Raw genomic sequence first — 12,313 nt, 5'->3', positions numbered from 1 at the left:
CGGGGAGGGCGACGACAGCATGTGGGCGGCGATCCGCTACCGCCGGGCGCAGGCGCTCGTCCTCGTCCTGCTGTCCGCGCTCATCGCCACCTGCGCCGTCGTCGCGCCGCTCTACCAGCGGGCCCTCGGCCAGGCGCAGCTGCGCCAGGCGGTGGGGGAGGCTTCCCCGGCGGACACCGCGCTCGTGGTGCGCGCGGGCCGCAACCCCGCGAACCCCGACTTCGGCAGCCGTGACCTCGAGGGGAACGTCCAGCCGGCGCTGGGCCGCCTGTACTCGGCCGGTGTCGGGCAGGTGTCGCAGCCGCTCGACATCATCCCGCGCAAGGGCCTCAAGCCGTCACCGGTGACGATCCTGTCCCGGGACGGCAGCTGCGAGCACCTGCGCCTCACCCAGGGCCGCTGCCCGGCGGCGGCCGGCGAGATCCTCGTCTCCGCCAAGGACCTCGTCGCGTGGAAGTGGCCGATGGGCCACGGCTTCGACGTCGCGATCCCCGGTTCCGACGCGCTCGGCCCCGTGTCGTTCGCCACGCTGGTCGTGGTGGGCGCGTACGAGGTGGTGCCCGACTCCCGCTACTGGCTGACCGAGCAGCTCGACGGCAAGTCCGGGACCCTCCTGTCCATCGGGCAGGACCTCATCCCCGCGGTCGACGACTTCGTCACGACCGAGGCGACGTTCACGCCCCGCTGGCGGACGGCGCAGGTGACGCTCAGCCTGCCGCTGAACCGTGACCTGTTCACCCTGGACAACCTCGACGAGGTCCGGCGGCTCCTCGCCGACCGCACGACGCGGACGGGCGGCGTGCCCGGCGCGCTCGTGAGCACCGAGCTGCCCGGCATCATCGACGGCCTCGCCGTCGGCCAGTCCCGCCTGCGGGTGATCGTGCCGCTCCTCATGGCCCAGCTCGGCCTGCTCGCGGTGGCGATCCTGCTGCTGGTGGCGCAGGCCGCGGTCGAGCAGCGCCGGCCGGAGGTGGCCCTCGCCCGGCTGCGGGGGCGCAGCCGGGAGGGGGCCGGCCGGCTCGTCATGGGCGAGCTCGCGATGACCGCGGCACTCGGCCTGCCGCTGGGGTTCGGCCTGGCCCTCCTGCTCACGAGTGCGGCCCGGTGGTTCGTGCTGCCCGAGGGGGTGCCGTTCGAGGTGCCGTGGCAGTCCCTGGCAGCGCTCGCCGTCGCTGCCATGGCCTGTGGCGTGGCGATCTGGCTGGCGGCGCGACCGGTGCAGCGGCTGAGCGTCTCCTCGCTCCTGCGCCGGGTGGCCCCGGAGCGGTCGAGGGCAGTCACCCTCGTGGACGCGCTCGCCGTCGCGCTCGCGGTCTTCGGCCTGGTCGGCCTCGCCACCAGGACGCTCCAGGGTCCGCTCGCCCTCCTCACGCCGACGCTCGTGGCGCTCGCCGCGGGGCTGGTGGCGACGCGAGTCGTGGTGCCCGTGGCGCGGGCGGCCGGGCGCCGCAACCAACTGCGGGGACGGGTGGGCCACGCCCTCACGGCATTCGGCCTCGAGCGCCGGGCCGGCCCGCGCAAGGTCGTCACGGTCGTGAGCGTCGCGTTGGCCCTCACCGTCTTCGCGGCCAACGCGGTGGCGGTGGGGGACCGGAACTGGCAGGCGCGCGCCGAGGTGCTCTCCGGCGCACCGATGACGCTCGTCACCGACAGCCGCAACCCGGTCACGCTGCTGGCCGCGGTACGCAAGGCGGACCCGACCGGCCGGCGGGCGACACCCGTGGCGGTCATCCGCCGCGTGGACCCCGGCGCGACGGCCACCCTGGCGGTGGTGTCGCGCTCCCTCGATTCCGTCGCGTTCGCGCCGCCCGGTGGTCCCTACCGGGTCGGCGCGCTGGCGCCCCCCGACGTGCCCACCGTCGAGCTCCGCGGGAACCGCGTCACCGGACGGGTCGCGTGGGACCTGCAGACGCCACCGGTGCAGACGGTCGACCCGCCGACGGGTCAGTCGGGGCAGCCGCGGCCCCCCGTGGAGGTCCAGCCGCTGGGCGAGCCCTCCGAGCTGCGCATCGCGGTCACCACCGCCGAGGGCGAGCGGCTCACGCGGGTGATCGCCCTGGTCCCGCTGTCGGGCAAGGGCTCGGCCCGGCTCGACGCACCGCTGCTGTGCCCGGACGGCTGCCGGCTCGACGGCCTCGAGTTCCGCAAGACCGATCCGTTGGCGTCGCAGGTCAAGGGCGCACTGACGATCTCGGGCCTGGGGCTGGACGGCACGTCGCTCCGGCTCGGCGACCCGTCGCAGTGGAACGCGTACCTGCCACCGTCGGGCGACACCCCCGACCGGATGGAGCCCAGCAGCGCCGGGCCGGACACGCTCGGCCTGGGCATCGTCAACAGCGGCTTCTCGGTCTCGATCACCCATGCCGACGTGCCGGCCGTCCTGCCGGGACTGCTCGCCGGCGACGTGCCCCCGGGGGGTGCCACGGAGTCCTTCGACGCTGCGGGTCTCACCGGGGCGCCGATCCGCGTGGCGTCGACGCAGAAGGTCGACACCCTCCCGCTGCTCGGGTCCAAGGGCGTGCTCGTCGACTACGAGACCCTGGCGAGGCTCGGCGGCCGGCTCGCGGACACCGGCACACTGTCGGTCTGGCTGCGCGACCCGGCGGACGCGGCCGCCGTCACGCAGGTGCTCGCTGCCCAGGGCATCGGCGTCATCGGCACCCACCGGTACACCGAGTCCAAGCAGCGGCTCGACCAGGCCGCCTCGGCGCAGGGGCTGCGGCTCGCCGTCTTCACCGGGGCCATGGGCATCCTGCTCGCCGCACTCGTCGTCATCGTCCTGACCGTCACCGGCTGGCGCACCGTGGCTCGCGACATGGCGGCCCTGCACATGTCCGGGGTCAGGCTGTCCGTCCTGCGCCGGGCGCTCGTCCGCGAGCAGGTCGTCCTCGTCGCGGTCGGGTCGGTCGTGGGCCTCGTCTGCGGCGCGGTCAGCTCCCTGCTGGCCATGCCGCTGCTGCCGCTGTTCGACGACGACGCGACACCGGTGCCGCCGCTCGAGCTGGCTCCGGCGCTCGGGGTGCTCCTCGAGGCCGCCGCGGCGGGTGCGGTCGTCCTCGTCGTCGTCGGCTGGCTCGCGGCCCGCGGGGCGGGCCGGCGGATCACGCTGCAGAGGGTCAGGGAGAGCCTGTGAGCATGGTGGCTGCGGGCGCAGCGCGTGAGACCTCGTCCCGGCGCGGGCTGCAGGTCACGACGCGCGGGCTGGTGCACATCTACCGCGCCGAGGGGCACGACGTCGCGGCGCTGTCGGGGGTGGACCTCGTCGTCCACGCCGGCGAGGTCGTCGGGCTCCTGGGCCCGTCCGGTGCGGGCAAGTCGACGCTGCTCACCCTCTTCGGCGGCCTGATGCGGCCCAGTGCGGGCCGGGTGCTCGTCGGCGAGCACGAGCTGTCGACCATGACCGAGGCTGAGCTCGACGCCTTCCGGGCGGCCGAGGTGGGGCTGGTCCTGCAGGGCGCCGCGCGCAACCTGCTCCCGTACCTCACCGCCCGGCAGAACGTCGAGTTCGCCCAGCGCGCGGCGCTCAGAGCCGGGCGCGACGTGCCGGCCGTGGGAGAGGTGCTCGAGCTCGTCGGGCTCGACCGCGAGGCCACGGCACCGCTGCCGTCGCTGCCGCCGGGCCAGCTCCAGCTCGCCGCGCTCGCGGTGGCCCTCGCCAGCCGTCCGGGGCTGCTGCTCGGTGACGAGCCCACGAGCCAGCTGCACCACACCTCGCGCGACGTCGTCCTCGACGCCCTGCACCGGGTCAACCGCGAGTGGGGCACCACGATCGTCGTCGTCACCCACGACCCCGAGGTCGCCGCGCGCCTGCCGCGCACCGTGACCATCCGCGACGGCCGGGTGGGCGGCGAGGGCCGGGCCGGCGAGGAGTATGCCGTGGTGGCGGCGGACGGCTCGCTGCCCCTGCCGCCGGCGGCGGTGGCGGCGTTCCCGCCGGGTGCGCTCGTGCGGGTGCACCGCACCGACGACGGGACGTGGGTGCTCGTGCCCGAGGGTGGAGGTGGCCGGCATGGCTGAGGCGCAGCACGCCCTGGGCGCCGACGAGCGCGTCGAGGTCCCGCCGCTCGAGGTCTCGGGGGTGACCGTGCGCTACGGGTCGACCGTGGCGGTCGACGCGGCCGGCTTCGAGGCGTACCCGGGGGAGTTCCTCGCGGTGACGGGTCACTCGGGCGCCGGGAAGTCCTCGCTGCTGTGGGCGATCGCCGGGGCCGTGCAGGCCGAGGGCGGCGTCCGGCTGGGGGAGGAGGCCGTGGGCGACCGCTCCGGCGCCGCCGCCCTCGGCATCGAGGTCATCCCCCAGGGGAGCGCGCTGGCCCTGCTCCTGACCGCGCGGGAGAACGTCGCGCTGCCGCTGCTCGCCAAGGGGGTGCCCGCGGACGAGGCGCGCCGCCGCGCGCACGAGGCACTCGCGGCGGTGGGCCTCGAGGAGTCGGGGAGCCACCTCGCCGAGGAGCTCAGCGGCGGCCAGCAGCAGCGCGTCGCCGTCGCGCGGGGGCTCGCCCTGAGGGGCCGGGTGCTGCTCGCCGACGAGCCGACGAGCGAGCTCGACCACGACAACCGCGAGCGCGTCCTTCGGCTGCTGCGGGCCGAGGCGCAGCGCGGCGCGATCGTGGTCATGGCGACCAACGACCCCGAGGCGGCCGCCGAGGCCGACGGCGAGCTGCGACTCGACGACGGACGGTGTGAGACGGTCCGCCTGCCGCGCTGACCGTCGCACTACCCTTGCGAACCGTGCCCAAGCCCATCCGCCTGCCGTTCGACCCGATCACCCGGGCCGCGCAGCTGTGGACCCGGCGGTGGGGGCGGTCGTCCCAGCCCGTCGCGATGGCGAGCGCCACGTCGATCATGCGGGTGCAGCAGCTGCTCATCACCGACTACGACGCCGTCTGCGCCCGGCACGGCCTGACCTTCGCGCGGTACGAGGCGCTGGTCCTGCTCGCCTTCAGCCGCGACGGTCGGCTCGGCATGAGCAAGATCGGGCAGCGGCTCATGGTCCACCCGACGAGCGCGACCAACATCGTGCAGCGGCTCGACGCGCAGGGTTTCGTCGAGCGTGTGCCGAACCCCGACGACGGCCGCGGCACGCTCGCCGTCATCACGCCGGCCGGGCGCGACGCCATGGAGGCCGCCACGGCGGACCTGGTCGGGATGCGTTTCGGCCTCGGGATGCTCAGCGCCGCCGAGCACGAGCAGCTCTTCGAGCTCCTGCGCAAGGTCCGCGTCGGCGCCCACGACTTCGACGCCTGACCCAGCCTCACGGCATACGCCGCGTCGCCCGGCGGACGCCCCCGGCACACGCCGCCCCCGGCACACGCCGCGCAAAACGGCAGTTGCGGACGTGAAACGGGGCATACGAAGTGCCGTTTCGCGCACGCAACTGCCGTTTCGGGGGGAAGTCGGAAGGCGACGCGGCACTGACCGAACGCCCGCCGGAGGTCGTGTTTGGTATTTACTAGGACGTCCTAGTAAATTGCGCGGTATGACGCAGACCACTCCCGAGCAGTCCGGGGCCGCCCGCTGGCAGGCCCGCTACGACGCCGCGCAGGCCAAGGGCCAGGTGCGTGACGCCGACTTCACGACGCTGTCCGGGATGCAGGTCGACCCGGTCTACGGCCCGGCTGACGGCAGCGAGGTGCCCGAGTCGATCGGGTGGCCGGGGGAGTTCCCCTTCACTCGCGGCCTGTACCCGACGGGCTACCGCGGCCGCACGTGGACGATCCGCCAGTTCGCCGGGTTCGGCAACGCGGTGCAGACCAACGAGCGCTACAAGATGATCCTCGAGCGTGGCGGCGGTGGGCTGTCGGTCGCGTTCGACATGCCCACCCTGATGGGCCGCGACTCCGACGACCCGATGAGCCTCGGCGAGGTCGGCCACTGCGGCGTGGCCATCGACTCGGCCGCCGACATGGAGGTGCTGTTCAAGGACATCCCGCTCGGTGAGACCACCACGTCGATGACGATCAGCGGGCCGGCGGTGCCCGTGTTCTGCATGTACCTCGTCGCGGCAGAGCGCCAGGGCGTCGACCTCGGCGTCCTCAACGGCACGCTGCAGACCGACATCTTCAAGGAGTACATCGCGCAGAAGGAGTGGCTCTTCGCGCCCGAGCCGCACCTGCGCCTGATCGGCGACCTCATGGAGTACTGCGCGGAGAAAATTCCGGCCTACAAGCCGCTGTCGGTCTCCGGGTACCACATCCGCGAGGCCGGCTCGACGGCCGCGCAGGAGCTCGCGTTCACCCTCGCCGACGGTTTCGGCTACGTCGAGCTGGGCCTGTCCCGCGGCCTCGACATCGAGACCTTCGCGCCCGGCCTGTCGTTCTTCTTCGACAGCCACGTCGACTTCTTCGAGGAGGTCGCCAAGTTCCGCGCCGCCCGCCGGATCTGGGCCCGCTGGATGCGCGACGTCTACGGCGCGAAGACCGACAAGGCCCAGTGGCTGCGGTTCCACACCCAGACCGCCGGCGTCAGCCTCACGGCCCAGCAGCCGTACAACAACGTCGTCCGCACCGCGGCCGAGGCGCTCGCGGCGGTCCTCGGCGGCACCAACAGCCTGCACACCAACGCGCTCGACGAGACCCTCGCCCTGCCGACCGAGCAGGCCGCGGAGATCGCCCTGCGCACGCAGCAGGTGATCATGGACGAGACCGGCGTGACGAACGTCGCCGACCCGCTCGGCGGCAGCTGGTACGTCGAGGCGCTCACCGACCGCATCGAGGCCGAGGCCGAGAAGATCTTCGACCGCATCCTCACCCTCGGCGGCAGCGACCTGACGTCCAGGGACACCGAGCAGCTCGCCGCCGTCATGCGGGAGAACACCGGCAAGGCCGAGGGCGGCCAGTGGCCGATGACCAAGGGCATCCTGCGCGGCATCGAGGAGGGCTGGTTCATGAGCGAGATCGCCGAGGCCGCCTTCCGGTACCAGGTCGCGCTCGAGAAGGGCGACAAGAAGGTCGTCGGCGTCAACACCCACACCGGCAGCGTCAGCCACGAGCTCGAGATCCTGCGCGTCAGCCACGAGGTCGAGCGTGAGCAGGTCTCCCTGCTCGCCGACCGCAAGGCCGGCCGCGACGAGGCCGCCGTCACCGCCGCCGTCGCCCGCATGGTCGAGGTGAGCCGCACCACCGAGAACATGGTCCCGGCGATGCTCGACGCCGTGCGGGCCGAGGCCACCCTGGGCGAGATCTGCAACGCGCTGCGTGAGGAGTGGGGCGTCTACCGCGAGCCCGCCCGCTTCTGACCCGCGGGGCCGCCGTGGCGGCGGTGTGCCGTGGGCCTCAGTCGGCCGCGGCAGCCGCCGCCTGCTTCTGGGCGCGGTGCAGCCGGGCCCAGGCGACGTCGGCGAGCAGCTCGATCAGGGCGTCGACGAACGCGGAGTCCGGCTCGCCGGTGACCAGGGCCCGGTGCATCACCGAGCCGACGACGATGTCGGCGAGCAGGTCGACGTCGACCATCTCGGGGCGGATCTCCCCGCGGCGGATGGCGCGCTCGACCGACGTCGCGACGAGCGCGTGCAGCCGGGTGGAGAGCGACTCGCGCACCTGCACACCCACCCCGTCGCGGTCGCGGGCGGACTCCGCCAGCAGCGCGGCATACGCCCCTCCCGTGGACGGGTCGCGCAGCAGCGTTGCCGCCTCCTCGATCCCCGCGCGCATGTCGGCGGCGAGCGAGCCGTGGTCGCCCACCTCGATCTCGTCGAACCGGACGGCGACGGCGTGCACGGCGAGCTCGACCTTGGACGGCCAGCGGCGGTAGAGCGTGCTCTTGGCCACACCGGCCTTGGCGGCGACGTGCTCCATGGACATCCGCGACACGCCCTTGGCGGCCAGGACCTCGCGGGCGGCAGCGGTGATGGCCCGCTCGGTCGCCTCCTCGCGGGGCCGCCCGGGGCGCCTGGCCCTGCCGTGTCGGGTTCGTGCGGTCACCCCGGCGATCATGCCACTGATGTCCCGATTTCAGGGGCCGAGGATTTGTCCTCGTCGGGGGCGTTGGGTCATGGTGGAGTGAATGCCGGCTGTGGGGACGCCTCCCGCGCCGGCCGTCTCACGTAAAGGAATTCGAACTGTGTCGATCCTGGCCAAACGCGTGCTCCTGGCCGCGCTGACAGGCATCGGGCTCGTCCTGCTCGTCGTGGGCGCGTGGTTCACCTCACACCTCGGCACCTCGGGCAGCGCGACCTTCCGCGCCACCCCCGGCAGCGGTCTCGTGGTCCTGCAGCCGAGCGTGCTCAACCGGGTCGACGACCCGGTGGAGGTCACCGCGACGACGAAGGGCGGCGCGCAGGTCTGGATCGGCCGGACCTCCCCGTCGGACGCCAGGGCCGTGATCGGTGGCGCGCAGCACACCACCATCACCGGCTCCCGCCTGGGCACCTGGACCCTCGTCGGTGCCACGGCCGGCTCGGGCAGCCCCTCGGCGGACCTCGCCACCGCCGACGTGTGGCGCCAGACGGTGACCGGCAAGGGCCGCGCCCACGTCGAGGTCGACCAGGGCGACGCCCCCGAGGCGCTCGTCGTGACGGCGCCGGCCGGTGGCACGGTCACGTCGGTGACGCTGACGATCAGCCGCGGCACGTGGTTCGCCCAGAGCCTGCTGACGACGCTCGTGGGGCTCATCCTCGCCGCCGTGGGTGCCGTGGGCCTGCTCGGCACGTGGCGACGCTCCCCGAACGCTCCTGCCCAGGTCGCCGACCACGCGGACGGCGCCCCCGCCGTCGAGGCGCACGAGCGCGAGACAGACGTTCCCGCGTCCGCGAAGGACGCCACCGACCCCGCCCCGGAGGTGAAGGCATGACCCCCACCCCCAAGGTCGTCGCCGGCGCCGCCCTCGCGCTGGTCCTCGCCGGGTGCGGCGCCGCCGAGGCGGTCGTCGGCCTCCACGACGCCCCCGCCCAGGTGACCACCACGGCCCCGATCGCGCCCGACACCGCGGAGCAGATCGCCACGCGCGTCCTCGACCAGGCCGACGCGGCCTCGCGCGCCACCGGCGACCAGGCCGACGCCCTGCGCAAGCAGGCCCTCACGGGCAGCGCGCTCGCCGTCGCCGAGGCTGCGGCCAAGAGCCAGGAGGGCACCTCGGCTGCGGACACGCCCCTGACCCGCAGCACGCCGCCCAAGGTGCTGGCGGTCTCGCGGGGGACCGCGTGGCCGCGCGTGATGGTCGTGCAGACCGCCGACAAGGACGGCACGACCGAGCTCAACCTGCTCACCTCGCCCGACCCGACGACCCCGTTCAAGCTGGCGGCGTCGGCCCGGATGCACCCCGGTGCGACCGTGGCGGCGCTGGACTCGCTGCGCAGCGGCTCGCCCCTCGTCACCGACGGCTCCGACCTGTCCGTGGCGCCGGACAAGCTCGTCCAGGAGTATGCCGGTGCGCTGGCCTTCCCCAAGGCGTCGCCGGCGCCCGACGTGGAGACGGGCGACCCCTTCGCGCTCGCCGTCCGGGCCAATGCCGAGGCCCAGGCCAAGTCGTTCGGCAAGCTCGCGACGCTGACGCAGAAGCACGTGCCCCAGCCGGGCACGACCGCCATCCGGCTCAAGGACGGCGGGGCGCTGGTCTTCGCCCTGATGCAGCGCACGGACGCGATCACGCTGAGTGACAGTGGCAAGTCGCTCACGCCCAGCACGGACTTCCAGAAGCTGGTGCGCAAGAAGACGCTCACCCGCAGCGCGCAGCTGCAGACCTACGAGATGGTGGTCTTCACCGTTCCTGCACAGGGCATGGCGAAGATGGTCGCCGTCGACGAGGTCTTGTCCTCGGCCACGGGCTCCTGAGCCCCCCACGACCGCACAGCGGCACGGGGCGGCTGGGCGGTCGCGGCGCCGGTGCGGAAGAATCGGCGGCATGACTGATCAGCCGAACCCCGGTGGTGTGCGAGGAGCGGTGGACCTGTCGGGTCTGCAGAGCGCAGCGGCCCCTGCCGGAGCCGCCCCGACCGCGTCCACGGCCCCGTCCGCAGGTGGTCCCGCTGCCGCCGCGCCGGGCGTGCCGGGCCGCAGCGGCGTCGTCGTCGAGGGCACGGACGCGAACTTCCAGGAGATCGCGAACGCCTCGGTCAGCGTCCCGCTGCTGCTGGTGCTGTGGGCGGCCCGCCTGCCCGAGTCCCGCGCCTACCTCGACACGGTCGTGTCGGTGGCAGGTTCGTACGAGGGCCGGTTCCAGGTCGTCTCGATCGACGTCGAGGCCAACCCCACGCTGCTGCGCGCGTTCCAGGTGCAGAGCGTCCCCGTGACCATGGGCATGGTCCAGGGCCAGCCGGTCCCGATGTTCGCCGGCGTGCAGGCGGAGGCCACGCTGCGCCAGGTGCTCGACGAGTTCCTCGGCCTGGCCGTGCAGCACGGCGTCGCCGGCCGGGTCGACGTGTCGGCCGCCGGTGCGGGGCAGGAGGGCGAGGAACCCCCGCTGCCCCCGCTGCACCAGGAGGCCTACGACGCCATCGAGCGCGGCGACCTCGAGGCCGCGGCTGCGGCATACACCACGGCGCTCAAGCAGGACCCCGCCGACGCCGACGCCCAGCTCGGGCTCGCGCAGGTCGGCCTCATGCAGCGCACCCAGGGCGCCGACCTGCAGGCTGCCCGAGCGGCGGCGGCCGAGCACCCGCAGGACGTCGCCGCCCAGACGCTGGTGGCCGACCTCGACGTCCTCGGCGGCCACGTGGAGGACGCGTTCCTGAGGCTCATCGACCTGGTCCGCGCCACGAGCGGCGACGAGCGCGAGGCGGCGCGTGCCCACCTGCTCGAGCTGTTCTCCGTCGTGGGGTCCCACGACGAGCGCGTGCGCAAGGCGCGCACCGCGCTGATGTCCGCCCTGTTCTGACGTCCCCGCCCGGTCCTGAGGTCCGCCCTGACCTGACCTCCGCAAGGCCCTCGCCGGCCTTCACCCCTCCGCGGCTGGGGCCGCAGTCTCCACTTTCGGCATCGGCGACCAGCCGCGAGTATGGGCGCATGTCCTCCTCACGGAACCACCTGATCGGACTCCTGCTCGGTGCCGAGGGCGACTGGCCGGCGGCGTTCGAGTCCCTCGTCGAGCGGCTCGGGACGGTGACCGGGCCGGACGGCACCCGGCACCGGGTCACCACCGAGCGCGTGACCATCGAGCCGTTCAACCTGCGCGACAAGCCCCGGCACGACCTGGTCATCGACCGGCTGGCGCACTGGTACTACCACCCGCGCGAGTGGCTCAAGAAGGTCGCGCTCATGGACGACGTGTACCTGCTCAACAGCCCGTTCACGTTCCAGTCGATGGAGAAGCACTCGGCATACTGCGCCCTCCTGCGGCTCGGGATGAACGTCCCCGAGACGGTCCTCGTGCCCTACAAGAACCCGATCGACAACGTGCGCTGGGCCTTCACCTCCGCGAAGTACAACAAGTCCTTCGACCTCGACGAGATCGCCGAGGACCTCGGGTACCCCATGTTCATGAAGCCGTTCGACGGCGGGGCCTGGCGGGGCGTCTCGATGATCAGGGACCGCGACGACCTGCACGCCGCCTACAACGACTCCGGCGAGATGCTCATGCACCTGCAGAAGGCGGTCGACGGGTTCGAGGTCTTCGCGCGGGCGCTGACGATCGGGCCGGAGACGATGGTCATGAAGTTCCGTCCCGACGAGCCCATGCACGAGCGGTATGCCGTGGAGCACGGCTTCCTCTCCGAGGCGGTGGGCAGCGAGGCGATCACCATCGCCCAGACGGTGAACTCCTTCTTCCGTTGGGAGTTCAACTCGTGCGAGATGCTCGTCAAGGACGGGGTGGTCTACCCCATCGACTACGCCAACGCCTGCCCCGACGTGGCGGTCACCTCGCTGCACTACTACTTCCCGTGGGCGATGAAGGCGCTGCTCAAGTGGTCGGTGTTCTGCGTGGCGACCGACCGGCGGGCGCGCACGCAGGTGGACACCGACCCGTGGTTCGCGGTGGCCGACGACCCCGGCCTGGACTACCAGGGCAAGCTCGCGGCCTACCAGCGCCTCGCGGACGAGCACTTCGAGACCGAGCGCTACCGCGAGTTCTGCGACGCAGCCCTCGGGCACGTCGACGAGCTGGTGCTGGAGTGGGTGGACTCGGACGCGTTCCGGTCCCTGCTGACGAGCACGATCCAGCAGACGTACCCGCCGCACGAGTGGAGGCGGTTCGAGGGTCACTTCGGCGGCCTCACCCGGCTGTGGGTGGCCGATGAGCGCTCGCGGTTGGGCTCGGGCGCCTCGCGCGCCGACGAGGCGGTGGTGGGTGGCCCGGCGCCGGCCGTCACCGCCTGAAGCCCCACGTCCGCGACCCCCGGCCCCGGACGCACGACGGCCCGGACACCGATGGGGTGTCC

Annotated in this window: 10 protein-coding genes; 9 read left to right on the top strand and 1 reads right to left on the bottom strand. The window is 73.3% G+C overall.

The window, feature by feature from the left end:
• Positions 1-19: 19 nt before the first annotated feature.
• The 5 genes from ACFUC1_RS10320 (at position 20) to ACFUC1_RS10300 (ending at position 7,237) form a co-directional block, all read left to right on the top strand.
• Positions 20-3,133 carry an FtsX-like permease family protein gene (locus ACFUC1_RS10320; protein WP_379119320.1) on the top strand — a complete coding sequence of 1,038 codons (3,114 nt, stop codon included), beginning with the start codon at positions 20-22 and terminating at the stop codon, positions 3,131-3,133.
• Between the two features lie 2 nt (positions 3,134-3,135).
• Positions 3,136-4,017: an ABC transporter ATP-binding protein gene (locus tag ACFUC1_RS10315; protein ID WP_379119367.1), complete on the top strand. Its 882-nt coding sequence runs from the start codon at positions 3,136-3,138 to the stop codon at positions 4,015-4,017.
• Complete coding sequence (locus ACFUC1_RS10310) at positions 4,010-4,708, top strand: ABC transporter ATP-binding protein (protein WP_379119318.1); 699 nt, start codon at positions 4,010-4,012, stop codon at positions 4,706-4,708. Before ACFUC1_RS10315 ends, ACFUC1_RS10310 begins: the two co-directional genes overlap by 8 nt.
• Positions 4,709-4,731: 23 nt before the next feature.
• The gene (locus tag ACFUC1_RS10305) at positions 4,732-5,247 is read left to right on the top strand and encodes a MarR family winged helix-turn-helix transcriptional regulator (RefSeq protein WP_379119316.1); all 516 of its coding nucleotides are present in this window, start codon (positions 4,732-4,734) and stop codon (positions 5,245-5,247) included.
• 232 nt (positions 5,248-5,479) lie between these two features.
• Complete coding sequence (locus ACFUC1_RS10300; RefSeq protein WP_379119314.1) at positions 5,480-7,237, top strand: methylmalonyl-CoA mutase; 1,758 nt, start codon at positions 5,480-5,482, stop codon at positions 7,235-7,237.
• A 37-nt stretch (positions 7,238-7,274) separates the two neighbouring features.
• Here the strand turns inward: ACFUC1_RS10300 and ACFUC1_RS10295 are convergent, their stop codons facing one another.
• Positions 7,275-7,922 (bottom strand): TetR/AcrR family transcriptional regulator, encoded by a 648-nt coding sequence (locus ACFUC1_RS10295; RefSeq protein WP_379119312.1) that lies wholly within the window; start codon positions 7,920-7,922, stop codon positions 7,275-7,277.
• 139 nt (positions 7,923-8,061) lie between these two features.
• Here ACFUC1_RS10295 and ACFUC1_RS10290 point away from each other — a divergent pair, with 139 nt between their 5' ends.
• The 4 genes from ACFUC1_RS10290 to ACFUC1_RS10275 all read left to right on the top strand — a co-directional run bounded on the left by ACFUC1_RS10290 (position 8,062) and on the right by ACFUC1_RS10275 (position 12,251).
• Positions 8,062-8,790, top strand: a complete 729-nt coding sequence (locus tag ACFUC1_RS10290) for a hypothetical protein (RefSeq protein WP_379119310.1) — start codon at positions 8,062-8,064, stop codon at positions 8,788-8,790.
• Positions 8,787-9,770, top strand: coding sequence for a hypothetical protein (locus tag ACFUC1_RS10285; protein WP_379119308.1), 984 nt, complete (start codon positions 8,787-8,789; stop codon positions 9,768-9,770). Before ACFUC1_RS10290 ends, ACFUC1_RS10285 begins: the two co-directional genes overlap by 4 nt.
• Positions 9,771-9,840: 70 nt before the next feature.
• On the top strand, positions 9,841-10,812 hold the full coding sequence (locus ACFUC1_RS10280; protein WP_379119306.1) for a tetratricopeptide repeat protein: 972 nt from the start codon (positions 9,841-9,843) through the stop codon (positions 10,810-10,812).
• 128 nt (positions 10,813-10,940) lie between these two features.
• Positions 10,941-12,251: a RimK family alpha-L-glutamate ligase gene (locus ACFUC1_RS10275; RefSeq protein WP_379119304.1), complete on the top strand. Its 1,311-nt coding sequence runs from the start codon at positions 10,941-10,943 to the stop codon at positions 12,249-12,251.
• Positions 12,252-12,313: the final 62 nt, after the last annotated feature.

Origin of the sequence: Pedococcus sp. NPDC057267, from assembly GCF_042668795.1 — a bacterium.
In the GTDB taxonomy this organism is placed as follows: domain Bacteria; phylum Actinomycetota; class Actinomycetes; order Actinomycetales; family Dermatophilaceae; genus Pedococcus.
Note: the sequence above shows the minus strand (reverse complement) of the source record. Positions and strands in the feature narration are given on the sequence as shown.

Bases quoted from the DNA above. Each gene is read 5' to 3' on its own strand.
- ACFUC1_RS10310 (WP_379119318.1), top strand. From the start codon at position 4,010: ATGGCTGAGGCGCAGCACGCCCTGGGCGCCGACGAGCGCGTCGAGGTC.
- ACFUC1_RS10300 (WP_379119314.1), top strand. From the start codon at position 5,480: ATGACGCAGACCACTCCCGAGCAGTCCGGGGCCGCCCGCTGGCAGGCC.
- ACFUC1_RS10320 (WP_379119320.1), top strand. From the start codon at position 20: ATGTGGGCGGCGATCCGCTACCGCCGGGCGCAGGCGCTCGTCCTCGTC.
- ACFUC1_RS10280 (WP_379119306.1), top strand. From the start codon at position 9,841: ATGACTGATCAGCCGAACCCCGGTGGTGTGCGAGGAGCGGTGGACCTG.
- ACFUC1_RS10315 (WP_379119367.1), top strand. From the start codon at position 3,136: ATGGTGGCTGCGGGCGCAGCGCGTGAGACCTCGTCCCGGCGCGGGCTG.
- ACFUC1_RS10285 (WP_379119308.1), top strand. From the start codon at position 8,787: ATGACCCCCACCCCCAAGGTCGTCGCCGGCGCCGCCCTCGCGCTGGTC.
- ACFUC1_RS10275 (WP_379119304.1), top strand. From the start codon at position 10,941: ATGTCCTCCTCACGGAACCACCTGATCGGACTCCTGCTCGGTGCCGAG.